The sequence below is a fragment of the Phaeobacter sp. LSS9 genome, from assembly GCF_003443595.1.
Lineage (GTDB): Bacteria > Pseudomonadota > Alphaproteobacteria > Rhodobacterales > Rhodobacteraceae > Phaeobacter > Phaeobacter piscinae.
The window spans coordinates 1,194,608-1,214,079 of sequence record NZ_CP031956.1 but is presented as its reverse complement, the minus strand read 5'-3'; the positions used below and the strand labels follow the sequence as shown (position 1 = coordinate 1,214,079).

The following is a 19,472-nucleotide window of genomic DNA, read 5'->3' as shown; positions in this document are numbered from 1 at the left end:
TATCCGGGGGCGGGCCGATCTCCTGCCGGGGCATATGCCAGATGCCCCGGATGGGTGGGCTGCGTGTCAGGCGGCCCGAGTGTCGCGACATGCCCAATCTGGCAGATCCGGGTTAAGCGAACGCGAGATCACCGTGCGCCGCCTGTGCAACGGCCCAGGTCGGTGTCGATGTCGATGTCTGTATCGGCGTCGGGGCCGGTCGCGTGCGGCGGGATGTGAGTATTTGAAGAAAGGTGACGGGGGTTGATTCCGCCTGAGGAACTGTCAGGCGCTAACAGGGTGTGCGGATTTCCGCACAGGCCAACGATCACCCTGTGCGGAAAATCGCACATAAAATCTGACACACCAGCATATAAGGTGAATGTCACTGTGTAATAATTTGTTTTTTAACGATAAATGATACCTATTTTTGATGGGTAACAAAGGCTTGAGCAAGGCCACTTTGCCCGTGATGCTGCGTCTGGGGCCTTCGCCTGGGCGGAGGCTATGGAGAAATTCCGGGAGGAAAGACATGAAATTTGTAACTGCTGCTGCCACCGCTGTGGCGCTGACCATGAGTGCAGGGACCGCAATGGCGGCCTGCGATGACGGTGAGATTGTCGTCAAGTTCAGCCATGTGACCAACACCGACAAGCATCCCAAGGGGATCGCTGCCTCGCTGCTGGAAAAGCGCATCAATGAAGAGATGAACGGCACCATGTGTCTGGAGGTCTATCCGAACTCCACGCTGTATAATGACAACAAAGTGCTGGAAGCGATGCTGCAGGGCGACGTGCAGCTGGCCGCGCCCTCGCTGTCGAAATTTGAGAAGTTCACCAAGCAATTCCGCCTGTTTGATCTGCCGTTCATGTTCAAGAACATTGATGCGGTCGATGCCTTCCAAGGGTCCGATAACGGTCAGGCGATGCTGGATTCCATGCAGCGCCGTGGCCTGCAGGGGTTGGCCTACTGGCACAATGGCATGAAGCAGATGTCAGCCAACAAGCCGCTGATCAACCCGTCCGATGCCAATGGTCTGAAATTCCGCGTGCAGTCCTCGGACGTGCTGGTGGCGCAGATGGAAGCGATCGGCGGCAGCCCGCAGAAAATGGCCTTCTCCGAAGTTTACGGCGCGCTGCAGCAGGGCGTTGTAGATGGTCAGGAAAACACCTGGTCCAACATCTACGGCAAGAAGTTCTTCGAGGTGCAGGACGGTGTCACTGAGACCAACCATGGCGCGCTGGACTATTTGGTGGTGACCTCGGTGGACTGGCTCGACAGCCTGGATCCGGCGGTGCGTGAACAGTTCCTGACCATCCTGGGTGAGGTCACTGCGACGCGGAACTCGGAATCCACCAAGGTGAATGGCGAAGCCCGTCAGGCGATCATCGATGCCGGTGGCGTTGTGCGGGAACTGTCACCTGAGCAGCGTGCGGCCTGGGTTGAGGCGATGAAGCCAGTCTGGGAGCAGTTCGCAGGCGACGTGGGTCAGGACATGATCGACGCAGCCCAGGCGATCAACGCGGGCATGTAAGGGCTGCGGCCTGAAGATCCGGGGCAGGCGCGACGACGCGCCGCCCCAATTTGCACGGTGCGCCATCCGCGCCGGTATCCCATTATCCAAACATCGAGGGAGAGCGATATGGCGGGGGCAAAACCTGGCCCGACCGGGCTTATCAATACACTCGAAGAGACGCTGATTGCGCTGCTTCTGGGGCTGATGACCCTGATCACATTTGCCAATGTGGTGGCGCGATTTGTGTTTAATTCCAACATTCTATGGGCGCTGGAGCTGACGGTGTTCCTGTTCGCCTGGCTGGTGCTGCTGGGCGCATCTTATGCGGTGAAGGTCCATGCCCACCTGGGGGTGGATGCGATCCTCAATATGGTGTCGCCGGGTGCGCGCCGGGTGATCGGGCTGATCTCGGTCGGCTGCTGTCTGGTGTTCTCGCTGCTGCTGCTGAAGGGCGCCTATGATTATTGGGCGGTCTTTGCCGATCTGCCGCCCACCTCCGGGCGCTGGTTTCCCACCGGTTTCGACATGAAGGCGCGGAGCCAGAGTTTCTACGAGGTGCAGGATGTGCCGATGGTGGCGCTCTTTGGGTTTCTGGAAGATTTGATCAACTACGGCGATTCCTACGAGAAACTGCCCAAGGTGGTGCCCTATGTGGTGCTGCCGCTGTCGATGCTGCTGATGGTGCTGCGGTTTGTGCAGGCGGGTCTGCAAATTCTGCGCGGTGACGTGGACCGGCTGGTGGCCAGCCATGAGGTCGAAGATGAAATCGCCGAAGTGCAGGCGCAGCGCGGGGAGCACGACTGATGGATGTCGTCCTATTGTTTTCCATGGTCATTGGGCTGTTGCTGATCGGGGTTCCGATTGCGGTGGCGCTTGGCCTCAGCTCGACATTGTTCCTGCTAATCTATTCCGACAGCTCGCTGGCCTCGGTTGCGGGCACGCTGTTTGAAGCCTTTGAAGGGCATTTCACTCTGCTGGCGATCCCCTTCTTCATTCTGGCCTCCAGCTTCATGACGACGGGCGGTGTGGCACGGCGGATCATCCGCTTTTCCATCGCTTGTGTCGGCCATCTGCCGGGTGGTCTGGCGATTGCCGGCGTCTTTGCCTGTATGTTGTTTGCAGCCCTGTCCGGGTCCTCCCCGGCCACCGTGGTTGCCATTGGCTCCATCGTGATCGCGGGGATGCGGCAGGTGGGCTACTCCAAGGAATTCGCCGCCGGCGTGATCTGTAACGCAGGCACGCTGGGCATCCTGATCCCGCCGTCCATCGTGATGGTGGTCTATGCTGCGGCGGTTGAGGTTTCCGTCGGGCGGATGTTCCTCGCAGGCGTTATTCCGGGGTTGATGGCGGGCCTGATGCTGATGGTCACCATCTATGTGATGGCCAAGGTCAAGAACCTGCCCAAGGGCGAATGGCTGGGCTGGGGTGAGGTTGCCGCCTCGGCTGGCAATGCCTCGGTTGGTCTGCTGCTGATTGGCATCATTCTGGGGGGCATCTATGGCGGGATTTTCACCCCGACAGAGGCCGCGGCGGTGGCGTCGGTCTATGCCTTCTTTGTGGCGACCTTTGTCTACCGCGATATGGGGCCGTTGAAATCTACGCCCAAACCCAAGGATATGGGGCAATTCCTGTCCATGCTGCCCAAGATGCTGGGACAGACGGTGGTTTATTTCATCCCATCCTTCTTTCACGCCGATACGCGCCACGCGCTGTTTGAAGCGGGCAAGCTGACCGTGACGCTCTTGTTCGTGATCGCCAATGCGCTGATCCTGAAACATGTGCTGACCGATGAGCAGGTGCCGCAGCAGATTGCCACGGCGATGCTGTCGGCGGGCTTTGGCCCTGTGATGTTCCTGATCGTGGTCAATGTGATCCTGCTGATCGGGGGGCAATTCATGGAGCCGTCGGGGCTGTTGGTGATCGTGGCGCCGCTGGTGTTCCCGATTGCCATCGAACTGGGCATCGACCCGATCCACCTGGGCATCATCATGGTGGTGAACATGGAAATCGGCATGATCACCCCGCCGGTTGGTCTGAACCTCTTTGTTACCTCCGGGGTTGCGGGAATGCCGATGATGGCGGTGGTGCGGGCTGCGTTGCCGTTCCTCGCGGTGCTCTTCGTGTTCCTGATTATGATCACCTATATTCCGTGGATCTCAACCGTGCTGCCGAATGCGGTGATGGGGCCGGAGATCATAACCAAATAGCGGGCGGCAACGCCCCTCAGAATATGAAAAGGCCCGGGCGCAAGTCCCGGGCCTTTTTCTGTCTGGCGTTAAGTCAGGGGCTTTGCCCCTCTGCGCTGGCGCGCAGTCACCCCAGAGTATTTTTTGAAAGGTGACGGCGGGCGCAAAGGGGGGCTGTCATCTTTCCCCAAATACTCCCGCCGGAGGCTGCGCCGTGAGGTGCATTTATGCGCTGGCGTCGAGGGCCGCGACGATGGGGGCAAAATCTGCTGCCTTCAGGCTGGCGCCGCCAACCAGCGCGCCATCGACATGGGCCACAGCGAAAATTTCCTTGGCGTTGCTGGCCTTCACCGAGCCGCCATAGAGCAGCCGGATGGCGTTTGCGGTCTCGCCGCCGAAGCGTTTGACCAGGCTGGCGCGCAGGTCGTTGTGGACTTCGGCGATCTGTTCGACTGTGGGCACCTTGCCGGTACCGATGGCCCAGACCGGTTCATAGGCGACCACGACGGTTGTGCCGCTGGTGTCATCGGGCAGGGAGCCTGCCAGTTGCGCTCGGACCACATCAAGTGTTTTGCCCGCCTCGCGATCCTCAAGGGTTTCACCCACACAGATGATCGCCGTCAGCCCCGCAGCGATGGCGGTCTTGGCCTTCGCGCGGACCGTTTCATCGCTCTCGCCATGGTCGGCCCGGCGTTCGGAATGGCCGAGGATCACGGCGGTGGCGCCCGCATCATGCAGCATTTCGGCGCTCAGATCGCCAGTATGGGCACCATAGGTAGCGCTGTGGCAATCCTGGGCACCAATGTCCACCTTGCTGTCGACGCAGACATTGGCCGCGCGGTAGAGCAGGGTTGCAGGCGGGCAGATCAGCACCTCGGCCTTGGCGGATTTACAGCTATAGGCAAGATTGCCCAGCTCGGTCAGCGCACTTGCGGTGCCGTTCATTTTCCAATTGCCTGCGGCCAGTTTCCGACGCATCTGCGTATCTCCCTCAATCGTCTGGTGCTGCCTGCGGTCACCTTTTGGCGCGCGGCAGCTTGCTGCTGGGACTGTCCTAACATTGTTCGGAATAGGGAACAATTCGCCTGTTCACCGAATGACAGCGGTCGTCACATGTTGAACAATACCGAAGTGCGCCGATAACCGGGCGCAAAAAAAGAGGCAGATGGCTGCCTCTTTTCTGCTGTGGTCTGCGCCATTGGTTGCAATCTCGGCGAGATGACCGGGCGCTGTGTTGCAGATCAGCCTGCGGGCATATCCTTGAAGCTGATCGATTCCCCGCAGCCGCAGGCATCGGAGACATTGGGGTTGTTGAACTTGAACCCGGCCTCCAGCAGCGAGACCTCATAGTCGATCTCGGTGCCGAAAAGGAACATCTGTGCCATCGGCGCGATCAGCACCCGGGCACCATCCTGTTCAACCACTTCGTCGTTGGGATCGGGCTGATCGACATATTCCATGGTATATTCCATGCCGGCGCAGCCGCCCTTCTTTACGCCGATGCGCAGGCCGGAATGGCCGCCCTTGTCCATCAGCTTGGCAATCTGGGCCGCTGCCTTATCGGTGATGGTCACCGCTTGTTTGCCGGGAATGCCGAACATGTCTGTCTCCACTATCGCGCGTTACCCCTTAATCTAGGGGGGGCGCGGCGCAGGCTCAAGGGGCTGCGGTCACAGCCCCATGCAATTGGCGTAATAGGTCACGGTTGCGGGCCAGTCGGAGAATACCCCGACAACCCCCACATCCTGCGCCAGCACGTCAAGCACCTGATAAGTGGCGGCATCTGATTGCACCGCAGCTGCGACCGATTGGAAATACCAGCCACCGCCGTTTTTCAGCGGGCCGGAGCGTTCCAGGGTCCAGGTGATGATATTGAGATCGGCGGCACGCGCGGCCTTGGCATAGGGAGAGGGGACCATGCGGCCATCTTCCAGTGTCAGCAGCATCCAGATCGGCGGCGCGATATAGTTGAGCCCCATCTCCTTCAACTCCTGCATGGAGGGGCGGAAGGTTGCGGGATCCATCGGATCGACCTGGCCTTCATCCTCGTCATGGCGGGCAAAGCGAGCATCAAGGTAGACGGCCTGACGGCCAAATTCGGGCGTCTGGGTGAGCCAGTATTTGATATCGCTGAGGTCGAAGCTTTGTACCCAGACATCGCTGGCGGGGATCCCGGCGGTGACATAAGCGTCGATCAGTTTCTGCGCATAAGCCTCCTGCGTCATCCCGTTGAAGGGCATGGCGACGGTTGGGGCCTTCAGCTCGGGGGTGAACTTTGCGCCGAGGTTGCGGAACAACGCGATGCTGTCGGCATGGCTGAGCAGCGTTGTGCCGTCCTGATGCAGGCTGCTGCGCCAGGGGGCGAGGCCGCCCTGAAAGGCGGCGGCACTGGTGGCGGTGGGGTCACGGCTGTCCATTTTCGGGTGCAACGTCATCAGCTCTGCCAGCGTCAGATCGCTGGTGCGGCATTCGGCGTTTGCGGGGGTATCGGCGGTGGCCGGGGCAAAGGACTGGGTGCAGCGGTCGGCTAGGTCGCTGGTGAGGATATCTGTGGTGGTGTGCAAATCGTTCTGCGAGTGGCGGCAGACCAGTTCCAGATCGCTGGTGAAGGTCACATCGCATTCCATGATCCCGGCGCCCATGGTGGCGGCGGCGCGATTGCCCTCAACCGTATGTTCGGGAAACATCAGCGGCGCGCCTCGGTGGGCGATGGAAAAATCGCTGCGCTGAGGTGCCTGCCCGGCACAGGATTGCAGTTTTGTTTTCAGCGCGCCGTCGGGTAGGGCATCCACCAGATAGGCCGGGCGCGGACCGTAGCTGAGTGCGATGGAGTCCGCAGGCGAGGTGTCCGCGGCGGCGGCGCTGGCACATAGGGGCGCGGCAAGAGCAAGGGAGATCAGGCGCGCGCAGAAGGGGGATATGCGGGACAATAGGGAAACTCCAAATCATTTGGGGGCGCCCTTGGGGGGGGTGCGACAGTCTTCCGTGGGGCGCACCAAGAGCGGCTGCGGATGCCCCGCAGCGGTTTATATCTCGGATGTTACGGGGGCTTGCCTCTCCGGGGCAAGAGGGGGCGCGCGGTTTGACACGGTCGAGCGCGACGTCAGCCTGCGTGCGGCCCCGCTTAGGCTGCGCGCGCCCGGTGGCTGTGCCTGCGCCTGCACCGTGCAGCGGGTCACGAAAAACGCGGCAGGCGAGGGGCCGTGCCGCGTTCTGTCTGTTGGAACAGGATCGGGTCAGGCGAGGGTCAGGCCCTGCCATCCGCCGATGCGGCTACATGAAGCCCAGTTCGAGCCGCGCCTCATCCGACATCATGTCCATACCCCAGGGTGGCTCCCAGGTGAGTTCGACATCGACGCTTTTGACGCCGGGGATGGGAGAGACCGCATCAACGATCCAGCCCGGCATCTCACCGGCGACCGGGCAGCCGGGGGCGGTGAGCGTCATGATGATCTTCACATCATTCTCCGCCGTGATGTCGATGGTGTAGATCAGGCCCAGCTCATAGATATTCACAGGGATTTCAGGGTCATAAACAGACCGGCACGCGTCCACCACCGGCTCGTACAGTTCATGGCTGACAGAGGAGGGGGCGATCAGCGGTGTGCCTTCCAATGGTTCGGATGCGTTGGTCATTAAGGGCCTCGGTTCGTTTCCTGACTGTTTATATAGGGAAGCCGGGCGCGAGGGTCCAGTGGCGGATCGCACGCGGTTTGTGATCAAGCGTCGCAGGCGTGGCGGGGGGATCTTGCAGTAGGGTAGTGAAATGTTATATCGTAACATTTCTTGCGACTCATGAGGGATCGACCTGCTGACGGTGTCAGCGGCGTTCTTCTCCGTCGCGCTGTGCATCAGACTGGGTATCTATTTCGATGAAAGATAATCGCCTTCCTGTAACGGTCCTGTCCGGGTTTCTCGGAGCTGGAAAAACGACGTTGCTCAATCGTATTCTGAACAATCGCGACGGGCGCCGGGTCGCCGTGATCGTGAATGACATGTCGGAGATCAATATTGATGCGGATCTGGTGCGCGCGCATACAGAGCTGAGCCGCACCGATGAAACACTGGTGGAAATGTCCAATGGCTGTATCTGCTGCACCCTGCGTGATGATCTGCTGGCGGAAGTGCGGCGTCTGGCGGCGGAGGGGCGGTTTGACTATCTGTTGATCGAGTCCACCGGCATCTCCGAGCCGCTGCCGGTTGCCGCAACCTTTGAGTTTCGCGATGAGGCGGGCGAAAGCCTTTCGGATGTGGCGCGGCTTGATACGATGGTGACGGTGGTGGATGCGGTCAACCTGCGCCGAAACTTTTCCTCCCATGATTTCCTTGCGGACCGGGGAGAGACGCTGGGCGAGGAAGATGAGCGTACGCTGGTGCATCTGCTGACCGATCAGATCGAATTTGCCGATGTGGTGATCCTGAACAAGGTGGCGGACGCAGGCCCGGATGAGGCCGATGCAGCGCGCAAGATCATTCGCAGTCTGAATGCCGATGCTGAAATCATCGATGCCAATCATAGTGAAGTCGCGGCAGAGAAAATTCTGGATACCGGCTTGTTCGACTTTGAACAGGCGCATGAACACCCGATGTGGGCGAAGGAGCTTTACGGGTTTGCCGATCACGTACCGGAGAGCGAGGAATATGGCGTCGCGTCCTATGTTTACCGGGCACGGCAACCCTTTGTACCGGAGCGGATATTGGCGCTGCTGAATGGGGATTTGCCGGGGGTGATCCGGGCCAAGGGGCATTTCTGGATCTCAACTCGGCCGGATTGGGTGGCGGAGTTTTCGCTGGCCGGGGCTTTGTCCAGTGTCAAACCGCTCGGCAACTGGTGGGCCTCGGTCCCGGTGGAGCGGCACCCAACCCATGAGCAGGGGCGTGCCTACATAAAAGCCCATTGGCAAGAGCCTTGGGGGGATCGCCGTCAGGAGTTGGTGTTCATCGGATCCGGTATCGATTGGGCCGGGCTGAAGGCACAGCTGGATGGATGCCTTGTGCCCGCGGAGGTGGCCACCGGCCCCGATCAACTGCCCGGCTATACGGATCCTTTTCCCATCTGGCGGCGGCCGGAGGCTGCGGCGTGAGGGCGCTTCGCAAGAGCGCCCCGGACGTAGCGAAGCACTTTGATCTGACACGGGATGACGCCGGACTGCGGCGGTTTCTGGACCCTGATTGCGCCGCGCTGATCTGGCAGCGGGAGGCGCCCGCCAATGTGCAGCATTGGCTTGACCGGGTTGACCCGGACCGGCTGCCCCGGGGGCGTGTCATTGTCCAGCCAGATATGGTGGCGCGGGTCTTTGCGGAGGTCTGCGCCATGTCCGGCCTGCCACAGGGGCCGGAACAGGATTGGCTTCAGGCGGATGTCACACGGCTGGCGGGCGCGTTTTCATCGTTGATGGATACCAGATATCTGCGGTTCCGGCTGGACGTGGTGACCACAAACGCCTGCCGTAAGTTCCATGTCGATGCTATCGCGGCCCGATTGGTCTGCACCTACCGGGGCACCGGAACCCAGCTTGGGGTGTCTCACCAGGGCGAGGCCCCGGCCCATGTTCAGACGGTTGCGACCGGATCCCCCCTGCTGCTGCGCGGCACGCGCTGGCCTGCGCAACCGGTATCCGGTCTGTTGCACCGGTCCCCGCCGATTGAAGGCACCGGTGAAACCCGTTTGGTGCTGGTGTTGGATCCGGTGACCGACCCGGAGGAGGAGGTGGACAACCATCTGGCTGCGCCCGCCGGGGTGCCGCTGCACTAGCGAGGTGCCTGTCTGTCGTGTGTTCTAAAACGCAAGGGATCTGACCACCAAGGTCGACACCCCCGCCCGAAGTCTATCGGGCGGGGTCTACTCAGTCGTTGATATCGCGGTCGAAGTGTTTCACCTGGCCCTTTGGTCCTTTGAAGAAGTGGCGAAGGACCAGCCAGGCGATCAGGGACAGGGTGGCGTAAATCAACAGGAGCACGGGCAGGGTAATGCTGCCTGCTGGCGCAAAGGCGAGGAGCACCCCGACCACCACAGCGCCGAGGGCAAAGCCGAGGAACATAAACCCCGGCGCCAGGATCTCGACAATGGCGAGGCCGATCGCGATCGCGATCCAGACCCACCAGACCGAGAGCAGGGCGGTCATTTGCCGACACCTTTCAGCATGTTGAAGGCATTGCCAAAGGCCTCAAGCGCGTTGGCAGGGACCAATATGGTCTGTTTGCCATCGCCGGACCCAAGGGTGTTGAGCGCCTCCACCTGTTTCAGAGCAACCTGATACTGCGCGGCCTCCAGCCCGTTTTCGGCGATCGCCTTGGCGACGACCTCGGTGGCGTAGGCTTCGGCGTCAGCCTGAATGCGGCGCGCCTTGGCGGTTTGTTCGGCGGCGTAGAGTTCGGCGTCAGCGGCCAGCTCGACGGAGCGTTTCTGACCCTCGGCCTCGGTCACCTGGGCGCGGCGGGCGCGTTCGGCATTGAGCTGCTGCAACATGGCGTCGCGGGTCGCCTGATCGAGGTTCACATCCAGGATCTCGGCGCGGGTCACCTCAATGCCCCAATCATCCACGGCGCTTTCGACGCTGTTCTGGATCTGACCGATCAGCTGGGATCGGTTGGATTGCACCTCATCCAGATCCATCTTGCCGATCTCGGCCCGCACGATGCCGGCCACGGTGGTGGCAATGGCGCCGTCCACGTCACGGATCCGGTAGACGGTCTTCTCCGGCTCAAGGATGCGATAAAAGACGGAGGTGTCGATCTGCACCAGCACGTTGTCCTTGGTGATGGCGTCCTGGCTGGCATTGGGCAGCTGACGTTCCAGAATGGAGACCTTATGGGCTACGGAATCCAGAAGCGGCACGATGAAATTGATCCCCGGCCCAAGCACCGCATGCAGGCGGCCAAAGCGTTCGACCACATATTTCTCGGACTGCGGCACGATGCGGATGCCCTTGAAGATCAGGATGATCAGGAAAATCGCGCCAAGAATGTAGATGATGTTCTGCGTCAGAAGGCTGAGCAGGAGTTCTTCGGTCATTTTGCCTCACAATATCATTTGTATACTATGGTATTCATTTGAGGGCTGCCATCGCGGGTTTCAAGGCCGGGGCCGCCGCCCAGTCCTGTCTTCTATGGCGTTTGCGGGGCCGGCAGGCAAGGGAAGAGAGACGGGGAACCTGTCAGGACCGGACGCATTATGAGACGCTGAGGCTGAGTTGGGGCGCTTTGATCTTTGGTTGGCCTGCGGCCATACAGGGTTGAAAACCGGGGCGGGATCGGGCACATGCGGCAGGTTCTGTTGATCCGGTTGCGGACGGCAGGGAGGCCGGGGTCAGGTGATCCCGTCGGACATGGACCTGCTGCGGCGGGCCCCGCATAAAACAGCCCCGAGGAAGATATCATGGCGCCGAAAATCTCATTCGACCTGAAAGCCACCGATTGCAAGGCCCGCACCGGGGTGATCAATACACCGCGCGGGGAGATCCGCACGCCTGCCTTCATGCCGGTTGGCACGGCGGCAACCGTAAAGGCGATGATGCCGGAGAGCGTGCGTGCGACCGGGGCGGATATCCTCTTGGGCAACACCTATCATCTGATGCTGCGCCCCACGGCTGAGCGGATCGACCGCCTTGGCGGTTTGCACAAGTTCATGAATTGGGAGCGACCGATCCTGACGGACAGTGGCGGGTTTCAGGTGATGTCGCTGGCAGGTCTGCGTAAGCTGACCGAGAAGGGCGTGACCTTCAAAAGCCATGTGGATGGCTCCAAGCACGAGCTGACGCCAGAACGGTCGATGGAGATCCAGAAGCTCTTGGGGTCCGACATTGTGATGTGTTTTGACGAATGCCCGGCGCTGCCTGCGGACCGCGACCGCATTGCTGAATCGATGCGCCTGTCGATGCGTTGGGCCGAGCGCAGCCGCGAGGCGTTCGGCGACCGTCCGGGCCATGCGCTGTTTGGTATTATGCAGGGCGGGCTGGAACAGGATCTGCGCGAAGAGAGCGCCGAGGCACTGACCAAGATCGGTTTTGAGGGCTATGCGGTGGGTGGCCTTGCGGTCGGTGAAGGGCAGGAGGCGATGTTTGATTGCCTTGATTATGCCCCCGGTTTCCTGCCCGAGGATAAGCCGCGCTACCTGATGGGCGTGGGCAAGCCCGATGATATCGTCGGCGCGGTGGCCCGTGGCATCGACATGATGGACTGCGTGTTGCCGTCGCGCTCTGGTCGGACGGGGCAGGCGTTCACCCGCTACGGTGTGGTGAATATCAAAAACGCCCGCCACCAGGACGACCCGCGCCCCTTGGATGAGAAGTGCTCCTGCCCAGCGTGCAGCAACTATTCCCGCGCCTATCTGCACCATGTGTTCCGCTCCAACGAGATGATCTCCGGCATGCTGCTGACCTGGCACAACCTGCATTACTTCCAGGAGATCATGGGCGGTATGCGCGACGCGATCGCAGCGTGCAGTTTTGAGGCCTGGCAGAAGGATTTTCACGACACCCGCGCGCAAGGCGATATTGAGCGGTTGTAATCACAAACCAAAATCGACTGCGCACTGGCAGTGGATTTGAAGTTATGTTTTTTCACTGGTATGGAATTGACCCGATGAATTTTTTGACACGCGTCACAGTTTGTTTGAGCACTGTATTGAGCCTCTCTGCATGCATGGAGGGTGGCAGCTCATCATCCCGACCGCCTAAACAGCTGAGCTTTCAAGATGTTGCCGCGATGGAGCTCTATCAGCGCGGTGGCGATAGACCCTTTTTTGATGGTGGCCTTGCTGCCAAGAGAGTCTCGGCTGCGGTGCTTTTTGTTCCGGGTGGTGCAGCGCGGCATGATGCCGTCAAGGGTAACGCCGTCTACTTTCAAGTTACCGTAGGCACATCAGAAAGCACCTTCCGTCCGCCTGAGCATTTGCCGAGCAGCGTTTTTGCCGGGCTATCAAAGCCTGAGCTGGTTGCCCTTCACAGTGACCTGACTTCGGGCCGGACGTCAGGGCGTGTCTTGGGATTGGCAAAAACGGCCGCACGCCAGACAATTTGTGCCGCTGGCACGGTGAGCCTTGATGACAGACCGATCCGCGAGGACGTTCCGTTGACACCCCAGCAACAGGCCCGTGTGAATGCGGCGCTAGGCGGTCGTTTGGATCGAATTCTGGAGATGAAAAAAGCGGACTTAGACCGGCTCGGAATTGGCTTTCTCCTGAATCGTGAAACCAGACCGGTACCGAATTTCTACTACAAAACTTATCGCTACAGCGGCACCAAATCAGCCTTACTGAGGATGAAATGCTTGTTCTAGGGAGGAGTGTCGGGCTTATTGCGCTATGTCTTGCCGCGTGCGGCGGGCGGGAGACTACCAAACTCAATCCCTCCGTAGACCGGATCTCTGAGGAGGGATTGACCTATCCCTCCTCAGGAGTAACCTATCTGCACTGGGACAAGGGGCATGGCTACCAAGTGACCTACTACAGCGAAAAGCATGTCTGGCTTTGGTATCCCGGCAACAGGGCTGCGCTTCGTGGGGATTGGGTTCAAGAGCTTGTCGCAGGCGAGTATTACCTCTGCTTCACCTATCCTCACAGCTCCTACAATCCCGTGACGGGTGTTGTCGGTGGTCAAAAAGAATGCCAGTTGCAGACCGTTCTGGGTGGGGCGCTTGAGGGTGCGTTGGCTGGTGATGTGTACAACTTGTCATCGGGCATGGTCCCGTACGTGCGTCGTAAGGACAAACGGCCCGCAGAGTTTTGAGATGCGGGCAGACCGCGTTTACCACTGGCGAGGAGCCGCTTTGAGGTCTGGCAAAAGGACTTCCACGACACCCGCGCGCAAGGCGATATTGAGCGGTTGTGATTTGAGGTGGAGGGGCGCGCGTCGGAGTTTGCCTGTGTTCCCTTTGTGTTGTGTCCGTGTTGTCGAAAACTTGAGCGAATGTTCATCAGCGGGACCCGCCCTGAACACCTTTGCGCCACAAATCAGCAGTGAACTGCGAGGCAGGCATATAACGACCCAAGTGGAGAGATCCGATGAATGACACCGCTTCGACTGGACTGGCGCATTGTTCGCTGATGATATTACTGGCCACGGGGGTGGCGATTTTTGCGCTGATGGATGACCGCTCGGATCCGGTGGCGCGCGGCGGTAGTCTGGGCCATCTGAGTGTCACGGCCATCGACTAGCATTGCAGCGGAACGCGGTGTGGATGTCCCTTGACCGATGGCATTTTGGGCAGATCAGTTAACAGATCTTGTGAATGGGCGGCCTCTCGGGGTCGCCTTTCATCATTTGGTATCCTTGTGCCCATTTGCGCCCTTGTGGTCCGGACGCGCTGCGGGCAATGTGATCCCAAACATTGAGGCACGGCGGTTGAAATCCTTCTCCTGCTGCACCAGATAAAAAAGCCAATGAGGAGACGCACCAAAGCTGCCGGTTGATCGGGGCGGGGGCGTCTTGCCAAATCGAAGGACCGAGTATGCAAGAGCCACTCAATTCATCCTACCCCGTCCTGCCGCTGCGCGACATCGTTGTGTTCCCGCATATGATCGTGCCGCTGTTTGTCGGGCGGGACAAATCGGTGCGTGCCCTGGAAGAGGTGATGACCGACGACAAGCAGATCCTGCTGTCCAGTCAGATCGACCCGGCGGAGGATGATCCGCAATCCGATGGCATTTATAATGTTGGCGTGCTGGCCAATGTGTTGCAGCTGCTGAAGCTGCCCGACGGCACTGTGAAGGTGCTGGTCGAAGGCCACGCGCGGGTGAAGATCACCGAATATCTGGAAAACGACAATTTCTTTGAGGCGCGCGCAGAGTATCTGACCGAGATGCCCGGCGATGTGACCACCGTTGAGGCGCTGCTGCGCACTGTCGGGGATGAGTTCGAGCGCTACGCAAAGGTCCGCAAGAACATCCCGGAAGAGGCGCTGAGCGCCGTTGGTGAGACCACAGAACCGGCCAAGCTGGCCGATCTGGTCGCCGGTCATCTGGGGATCGAGGTCGACAATAAGCAGGATCTGCTGGAGACCTTGTCGGTCTCTGAGCGTTTGGAGAAGGTCTACGGCCTGATGCAGGGCGAGCTGTCGGTGCTGCAGGTCGAGAAGAAGATCAAGACCCGCGTCAAGACGCAGATGGAAAAGACCCAGCGCGAATATTACCTGAATGAGCAGATGAAGGCCATTCAGAAGGAGCTGGGCGACAGCGAGGACGGCTCCAACGAGGTGGCTGAGCTGGAGGCGAAGATCGCTGAAACCAAGCTGTCCAAAGAGGCGCGCGAAAAGTCTGAGGCCGAGCTGAAGAAGCTCAAGAACATGTCGCCGATGTCGGCCGAGGCCACAGTTGTGCGCAACTACCTCGACTGGATTCTGGCGCTGCCCTGGGGCACCAAATCGCGTGTGAAGAAAGACCTGAGCCGAGCCCAGGACATTCTGGACGCCGATCACTACGGTCTGGAAAAGGTCAAGGAGCGCATTGTCGAATATCTCGCGGTGCAGCAACGCTCTGCCAAGCTGAAGGGTCCGATCCTGTGCCTCGTTGGCCCTCCGGGTGTTGGTAAGACCTCGCTTGGTAAATCTGTCGCCAAGGCAACCGGTCGTGAGTTTATCCGCATCTCCCTTGGGGGGGTGCGCGATGAGAGCGAGATCCGCGGCCACCGCCGGACCTACATCGGCTCCATGCCCGGTAAGATCATTCAGGCGCTGAAGAAGGCGAAAACCACCAACCCGCTGATCCTGCTCGATGAAATCGACAAGATGGGGCAGGATTTCCGTGGCGATCCGGCATCGGCGATGCTGGAGGTGCTGGACCCAGAACAGAATGCGACCTTCATGGACCACTACCTTGAAGTGGAATATGACCTGTCGAACGTGATGTTCCTGACCACATCGAACAGCTACAACATGCCGGGGCCGCTCTTGGACCGGATGGAGATCATTCCGCTGTCGGGGTATACCGAGGACGAGAAGCGCGAGATCGCAAAGCAGCACCTGATTTCAAAGCAGGTGAAAAACCATGGCCTGAAGGCCAAGGAGTTCGAGCTGACCGATGAGGCGTTGACCGAGATCATCCGCACCTATACCCGCGAGGCGGGGGTGCGGAACCTGGAGCGGGAAATCGCCAAAGTGGCGCGGAAATCGCTGACCAAGATCGTGAAGAAAGAGGCGGAGACCGTATCTGTCACAGGCGATAATCTGGATGATTTCCTTGGTGTTGCGAAGTATCGTTACGGGCTCGCCGAGAAAGAGGATCAAGTCGGTGTTGTGACCGGTCTGGCCTATACATCGGTCGGCGGTGAACTGCTGAGCATCGAGGCCCTGCGCCTGCCGGGCAAAGGTCGGATGAAGACCACCGGTAAGCTGGGCGATGTGATGAAGGAGTCGATCGAGGCGGCGTCCAGCTATGTGCGGTCGATCTCACCTCAACTGGGGGTGAAACCGCCGAAGTTCGACAAGATCGACATCCATGTGCACGTGCCGGACGGCGCCACGCCAAAGGATGGGCCAAGCGCGGGTCTGGCGATGGTGACAGCGATTGTGTCGGTGTTGACCGGTATTCCGGTGCGCAAGGACATTGCCATGACTGGCGAGGTGACGCTGCGTGGCAACGCGACAGCCATTGGCGGCCTGAAGGAGAAATTGCTGGCGGCCCTGCGCGGTGGTATCAAGACGGTGTTGATCCCGCAGGAGAATGAAAAAGACCTGCCGGATATCCCGGACAACGTGAAAGAAGGGCTCACCATTATTCCCGTCAGCCACGTCTCCGAGGTGCTGAAACATGCGCTGACCGCCACGCCGGAGCCGGTGGAGTGGGATGAGGCGGCAGAGGAAGCCGCCGCCGCAGCCAAGGCCGCCTTGGGCGCGCCCGACGACACGGCGGGAGCCACGGCCCATTGATCAGGGCAGCGGGCGCTGCCCGTATGATCTGACATTGGTCTGTACTCGACAATCACAAACGGGCGGCCCTGCTGGGGTCGCCCGACGTCATTTATACCGCTGAGAAAATGTGACCATAGGCGCGCCCCGACCTGACGCGCCTATGATCGTGACGGCGCTGATGTGGTGCGACTGGGCAGGCCGGTCGACCAACCGCTTTATCTCATCAGTCTGTGGTCGCCGATCCATCCGCAAAAGCTGAGGCCATGAAATCCTCCTTCATCATATGTGCTTTCATTGCGGGCAGGCCTACGGCTTTTAGCGTGATGATTGCGGTATAGATCAAAGTGGCTGTTGCCAGAGCGTCCAGGGTCCATGCGACAGGGACCCCAGTTGTACCCAGACGGTCGGAGAGCCCATTCAGCGCGGGAAGTGTCCAGAATCCTGTCATCCAGTGAAGACCCAGTGCGATCCAGAAACCAGCGCAGAACGGGCAGTGCCACTGCTCGTACAGCCTGCGAAACGGGCCTGGCAGCAGGGAGATGAGGGTTTTGAACCAGGTTCCCCATTCAGGAAGTTTCTCCCAAATCAAGATGTGAATGGCGGTGCCCAACAGTGTAAGTTCAAACGTCATTTCAGGTTTCAATATAGATAGTTAGCAGGACGTGCTAATTTGAATAAATGGCGAGGCGTCGGCTTCAGCGCCCTCGTTCAAATGCCCCAGCGATATCAGCGGGGAGTTCCGATGCCAGCTCACGTGCGACAGCCTCGTAGACGCTTTCACCGCTGGCCAACAATGCCTTGCCAGCTTCGGTCAAAATGATGTGCTGCGCGCGCGCATCATAGCGGCAGGGGAAGCGGGCAACCAAACCTCTGTCCTCCAGCTTCAGGACCATCGCACTGGCGGATGACTTCCTTACTCCCAGATCATTCACAACATCCTGAAGGTGTTGACCATGATTGTCCTTGTCGGTGGTTTTGTCTTCCTGATCTCTGATCGCACGCAGGTATTCGAACTCGTTATGGCTCAACCGCAGATCTGCGCTGAGTTCGGCCCATGCGCGCTGGCAGCGCCGATGTGCCAACTGGAGGAAATGTTCGAGGGTCACCTTGACATCCATCTATTAGTACGTCTTCCTAACTAACGTATAGCGCTGCCGTGTCAAGCCTATACGTGGAGACCGTCACCAAGGTTGGAGGGCGCGCAATGGTCCGGGAAATGGCATTTGAAACCGACAGGCTTCGCCTGGAATCTTGGGATACTGTCTTTGGCTCTGAGCAAGAAAAGCAGGCACTTGTGGCGGAGCTGAAAGTCATTCTGACACCACCTGTCCTGAGGAGCCTGCCGGAGCCGATGCAGCTCGCGGATACTGAAGCGGCTATTTCCGACTGGGTTGCCGCCAGACATGCAGAAAGCCATGTGCTTACGATTCGTGATGACAATACGACCCTGATTGGCCTCCTCATCCTGGCCGCCTCCGGCAATGCGGAATATCCCCCGACGGTTCACATCGGATATCTCTTTTCCGAGATCATGTGGGGCAAAGGCTTCGCATCGGAGCTGATAGGCGGATTGGTTGCCTGGTATCAGGACCAGGGGGAGGGGACCCAGCTTTTTGCCGGTGTTGCACCTGAGAATATTGCGTCCGTAAAGGCGCTGGAGAAGAATGGTTTTGAACAGGTCTCGGACCATACCGACCCCGGCACCACGATGTTTCGCAGGGACACGCAGTTCGATTTTGATCGCCTCTATCGCTCCACTGCGCAGGCGCTTGGCGCGCCATCGCCGGAGATTGTTGGGTTTTTCAGCGCGCTGACTGAGGGCAACTTGCGCGTCCTGGATATTGGCTGCGGCCAGGGGCGTGACGCGCTTTTTATTGCCCGATTGGGGCACTCTGTCGTTGGTGTTGATATCGCACCAAATGGGATCAAAGATCTGGTGGCTGCGGGTAACCATGAAAACCTCAGGGTCGAAGGGATCGTTGCAGATATCTTGGATTTCCGGCCGGTCGGGCAGTTTGAAGTGCTCCTCATCGATCGTACACTGCACCTCCTGCCTGTTGAAAACAGAGTAGCGGTTCTCAAGCGTCTGATAGGCCATGTTGTCCTGCAAGGTTGGGTGATAATCAGTGATGAGCCTGAAAACATGGCAGCATTTAAAGAGGTCTTTGACGCACGTGACGCGCCCTGGTCCCTCCATCGGGAGACCGACGGCCATCTCATTCTACGGCGTGACACCTGATGGCGGGCGAATTGGCATTCACAGCGGCCAGTCGAGGACCGGCGGTGAGAGCGGCGCTGCCCGGTGCGTTTGATCCCCAAATCGGGGATCATCGTCGCATCGGGTTGCACGCAGAGACGTCATCGGAGCCTATGGTCCCCAAGGCGCGTGGTTTTGGATTTTAATACGTCAGGACGGGGCAACGCGGAGCGATGTCACTGGCGGGTAACGTCCTCATAGTCACCTAGTCGCAGGTAGGCATATTCGCGGTAGAGTTTGATGGTCGGGCGCAGTCCAAAGAGGATTGATCCGATCAGGAACAGCCAGGTGCCGACATAGGTCGTGGACTCCTGAAAAAACAACACACTGCCCACCACGAACAGCACCGCAGCCGAGACATCGACAATGGTGTAGGCAATTTCGCAATAGGCGTAGATCTTTTTGTGTCGATCACTGCGGTTGCGATTGTCGGGATGGAACAGGGGCATGCGGTTCTCCTTGGGGTGTTCTTTTGTGCTGCTGTCATCAAACGCCTGAATGGCGGTTTGGTTCAACGCCTGTCTGCAGGCTGGATCCGCTGGGCACAAAAAAGGGCAACCCATCTGGGCTGCCCTCTATGTTTGGTCGTATCTCCCCCTGATTATATAGGGGGCTTCCGTCTGGCGCCCGCTCTTTGGTGGCGGGGTTGGTTGACGGCCCCACAGAAAGGGGCGCGTCGAATGTTGCT

At 59.4% G+C, this 19,472-nt stretch carries 20 protein-coding genes; 11 read left to right on the top strand and 9 right to left on the bottom strand.

The window, feature by feature from the left end:
- Window positions 1–511: 511 nt before the first annotated feature.
- The 3 genes from D1820_RS05800 (at window position 512) to D1820_RS05790 (ending at window position 3,702) form a co-directional block, all read left to right on the top strand.
- Entirely contained in the window at window positions 512–1,513 is a 1,002-nt protein-coding gene (locus D1820_RS05800) for a DctP family TRAP transporter solute-binding subunit (protein WP_118068184.1), read from the top strand.
- Window positions 1,514–1,621: 108 nt separating this feature from the next.
- The gene (locus D1820_RS05795; protein WP_040170569.1) at window positions 1,622–2,299 is read left to right on the top strand and encodes a TRAP transporter small permease; all 678 of its coding nucleotides are present in this window, start codon (window positions 1,622–1,624) and stop codon (window positions 2,297–2,299) included.
- Window positions 2,299–3,702 (top strand): TRAP transporter large permease, encoded by a 1,404-nt coding sequence (locus D1820_RS05790; protein WP_118068183.1) that lies wholly within the window; start codon window positions 2,299–2,301, stop codon window positions 3,700–3,702. The genes D1820_RS05795 and D1820_RS05790 overlap by 1 nt, the downstream gene beginning before the upstream one ends.
- A 204-nt stretch (window positions 3,703–3,906) precedes the next feature.
- Here D1820_RS05790 and tpiA read toward each other — a convergent pair whose 3' ends face one another.
- The 4 genes from tpiA to D1820_RS05770 all read right to left on the bottom strand — a co-directional run bounded on the left by tpiA (window position 3,907) and on the right by D1820_RS05770 (window position 7,317).
- A complete protein-coding gene (tpiA, locus tag D1820_RS05785; protein WP_040179940.1) occupies window positions 3,907–4,659 on the bottom strand; it encodes a triose-phosphate isomerase in 753 nt (250 codons plus the stop codon).
- A 263-nt stretch (window positions 4,660–4,922) separates the two neighbouring features.
- Window positions 4,923–5,282, bottom strand: coding sequence for an iron-sulfur cluster assembly accessory protein (locus tag D1820_RS05780; RefSeq protein ID WP_118068182.1), 360 nt, complete (start codon window positions 5,280–5,282; stop codon window positions 4,923–4,925).
- Between the two features lie 69 nt (window positions 5,283–5,351).
- Window positions 5,352–6,611 (bottom strand): glycerophosphodiester phosphodiesterase family protein, encoded by a 1,260-nt coding sequence (locus D1820_RS05775; protein ID WP_118068181.1) that lies wholly within the window; start codon window positions 6,609–6,611, stop codon window positions 5,352–5,354.
- A 343-nt stretch (window positions 6,612–6,954) separates the two neighbouring features.
- Complete coding sequence (locus D1820_RS05770) at window positions 6,955–7,317, bottom strand: SUF system Fe-S cluster assembly protein (RefSeq protein ID WP_118068180.1); 363 nt, start codon at window positions 7,315–7,317, stop codon at window positions 6,955–6,957.
- 236 nt (window positions 7,318–7,553) lie between these two features.
- On the opposite strand from D1820_RS05770, the gene D1820_RS05765 reads away from it, so the two are divergent.
- Both D1820_RS05765 and D1820_RS05760 read left to right on the top strand, forming a co-directional pair.
- On the top strand, window positions 7,554–8,765 hold the full coding sequence (locus D1820_RS05765; RefSeq protein WP_118068179.1) for a GTP-binding protein: 1,212 nt from the start codon (window positions 7,554–7,556) through the stop codon (window positions 8,763–8,765).
- Window positions 8,762–9,436, top strand: a complete 675-nt coding sequence (locus tag D1820_RS05760; protein WP_118068178.1) for a DUF1826 domain-containing protein — start codon at window positions 8,762–8,764, stop codon at window positions 9,434–9,436. The genes D1820_RS05765 and D1820_RS05760 overlap by 4 nt, the downstream gene beginning before the upstream one ends.
- Before the next feature lie 91 nt (window positions 9,437–9,527).
- Here D1820_RS05760 and D1820_RS05755 read toward each other — a convergent pair whose 3' ends face one another.
- Together D1820_RS05755 and D1820_RS05750 are read right to left on the bottom strand one after the other, a co-directional pair.
- Window positions 9,528–9,806, bottom strand: a complete 279-nt coding sequence (locus D1820_RS05755; RefSeq protein ID WP_040170575.1) for an NfeD family protein — start codon at window positions 9,804–9,806, stop codon at window positions 9,528–9,530.
- Window positions 9,803–10,696 carry an SPFH domain-containing protein gene (locus tag D1820_RS05750; protein ID WP_040179935.1) on the bottom strand — a complete coding sequence of 298 codons (894 nt, stop codon included), beginning with the start codon at window positions 10,694–10,696 and terminating at the stop codon, window positions 9,803–9,805. Before D1820_RS05750 ends, D1820_RS05755 begins: the two co-directional genes overlap by 4 nt.
- A 363-nt stretch (window positions 10,697–11,059) precedes the next feature.
- Between D1820_RS05750 and tgt the strand changes: the two genes are divergently transcribed.
- From tgt to lon, 5 genes are all read left to right on the top strand, one after another.
- Complete coding sequence (gene tgt / locus D1820_RS05745) at window positions 11,060–12,190, top strand: tRNA guanosine(34) transglycosylase Tgt (RefSeq protein WP_118068177.1); 1,131 nt, start codon at window positions 11,060–11,062, stop codon at window positions 12,188–12,190.
- A gap of 74 nt (window positions 12,191–12,264) precedes the next feature.
- The gene (locus D1820_RS05740) at window positions 12,265–12,960 is read left to right on the top strand and encodes a hypothetical protein (protein ID WP_145958077.1); all 696 of its coding nucleotides are present in this window, start codon (window positions 12,265–12,267) and stop codon (window positions 12,958–12,960) included.
- A 98-nt stretch (window positions 12,961–13,058) separates the two neighbouring features.
- Window positions 13,059–13,409, top strand: coding sequence for a hypothetical protein (locus tag D1820_RS05735; protein ID WP_254683363.1), 351 nt, complete (start codon window positions 13,059–13,061; stop codon window positions 13,407–13,409).
- Between the two features lie 275 nt (window positions 13,410–13,684).
- Window positions 13,685–13,837, top strand: coding sequence for a hypothetical protein (locus D1820_RS19080; RefSeq protein ID WP_155805565.1), 153 nt, complete (start codon window positions 13,685–13,687; stop codon window positions 13,835–13,837).
- A 293-nt stretch (window positions 13,838–14,130) separates the two neighbouring features.
- On the top strand, window positions 14,131–16,545 hold the full coding sequence (gene lon / locus D1820_RS05725) for an endopeptidase La (protein WP_096871631.1): 2,415 nt from the start codon (window positions 14,131–14,133) through the stop codon (window positions 16,543–16,545).
- Between the two features lie 205 nt (window positions 16,546–16,750).
- On the opposite strand, the gene D1820_RS05720 is transcribed toward lon, so the two are convergent.
- Together D1820_RS05720 and D1820_RS05715 are read right to left on the bottom strand one after the other, a co-directional pair.
- Window positions 16,751–17,158 carry a hypothetical protein gene (locus tag D1820_RS05720; RefSeq protein WP_118068174.1) on the bottom strand — a complete coding sequence of 136 codons (408 nt, stop codon included), beginning with the start codon at window positions 17,156–17,158 and terminating at the stop codon, window positions 16,751–16,753.
- 64 nt (window positions 17,159–17,222) lie between these two features.
- A complete protein-coding gene (locus tag D1820_RS05715) occupies window positions 17,223–17,633 on the bottom strand; it encodes a MarR family winged helix-turn-helix transcriptional regulator (protein ID WP_254683362.1) in 411 nt (136 codons plus the stop codon).
- A gap of 110 nt (window positions 17,634–17,743) precedes the next feature.
- On the opposite strand from D1820_RS05715, the gene D1820_RS05710 reads away from it, so the two are divergent.
- Window positions 17,744–18,766, top strand: a complete 1,023-nt coding sequence (locus tag D1820_RS05710) for a bifunctional GNAT family N-acetyltransferase/class I SAM-dependent methyltransferase (RefSeq protein WP_254683361.1) — start codon at window positions 17,744–17,746, stop codon at window positions 18,764–18,766.
- A 194-nt stretch (window positions 18,767–18,960) separates the two neighbouring features.
- Here the strand turns inward: D1820_RS05710 and D1820_RS05705 are convergent, their stop codons facing one another.
- Window positions 18,961–19,233, bottom strand: a complete 273-nt coding sequence (locus tag D1820_RS05705) for a YrhK family protein (protein WP_118070055.1) — start codon at window positions 19,231–19,233, stop codon at window positions 18,961–18,963.
- Window positions 19,234–19,472: the final 239 nt, after the last annotated feature.

Coding starts and splice junctions, on each gene's coding strand:
- D1820_RS05710 (WP_254683361.1), top strand. CDS start 17,744: ATGGCATTTGAAACCGACAGGCTTCGCCTGGAATCTTGGGATACTGTC.
- D1820_RS05780 (WP_118068182.1), bottom strand. CDS start 5,282: ATGTTCGGCATTCCCGGCAAACAAGCGGTGACCATCACCGATAAGGCA.
- lon (WP_096871631.1), top strand. CDS start 14,131: ATGCAAGAGCCACTCAATTCATCCTACCCCGTCCTGCCGCTGCGCGAC.
- D1820_RS05755 (WP_040170575.1), bottom strand. CDS start 9,806: ATGACCGCCCTGCTCTCGGTCTGGTGGGTCTGGATCGCGATCGCGATC.
- D1820_RS05790 (WP_118068183.1), top strand. CDS start 2,299: ATGGATGTCGTCCTATTGTTTTCCATGGTCATTGGGCTGTTGCTGATC.
- D1820_RS19080 (WP_155805565.1), top strand. CDS start 13,685: ATGAATGACACCGCTTCGACTGGACTGGCGCATTGTTCGCTGATGATA.
- tpiA (WP_040179940.1), bottom strand. CDS start 4,659: ATGCGTCGGAAACTGGCCGCAGGCAATTGGAAAATGAACGGCACCGCA.
- D1820_RS05770 (WP_118068180.1), bottom strand. CDS start 7,317: ATGACCAACGCATCCGAACCATTGGAAGGCACACCGCTGATCGCCCCC.
- D1820_RS05765 (WP_118068179.1), top strand. CDS start 7,554: ATGAAAGATAATCGCCTTCCTGTAACGGTCCTGTCCGGGTTTCTCGGA.
- D1820_RS05795 (WP_040170569.1), top strand. CDS start 1,622: ATGGCGGGGGCAAAACCTGGCCCGACCGGGCTTATCAATACACTCGAA.
- D1820_RS05705 (WP_118070055.1), bottom strand. CDS start 19,233: ATGCCCCTGTTCCATCCCGACAATCGCAACCGCAGTGATCGACACAAA.
- D1820_RS05720 (WP_118068174.1), bottom strand. CDS start 17,158: ATGACGTTTGAACTTACACTGTTGGGCACCGCCATTCACATCTTGATT.
- tgt (WP_118068177.1), top strand. CDS start 11,060: ATGGCGCCGAAAATCTCATTCGACCTGAAAGCCACCGATTGCAAGGCC.
- D1820_RS05740 (WP_145958077.1), top strand. CDS start 12,265: ATGAATTTTTTGACACGCGTCACAGTTTGTTTGAGCACTGTATTGAGC.
- D1820_RS05750 (WP_040179935.1), bottom strand. CDS start 10,696: ATGACCGAAGAACTCCTGCTCAGCCTTCTGACGCAGAACATCATCTAC.
- D1820_RS05800 (WP_118068184.1), top strand. CDS start 512: ATGAAATTTGTAACTGCTGCTGCCACCGCTGTGGCGCTGACCATGAGT.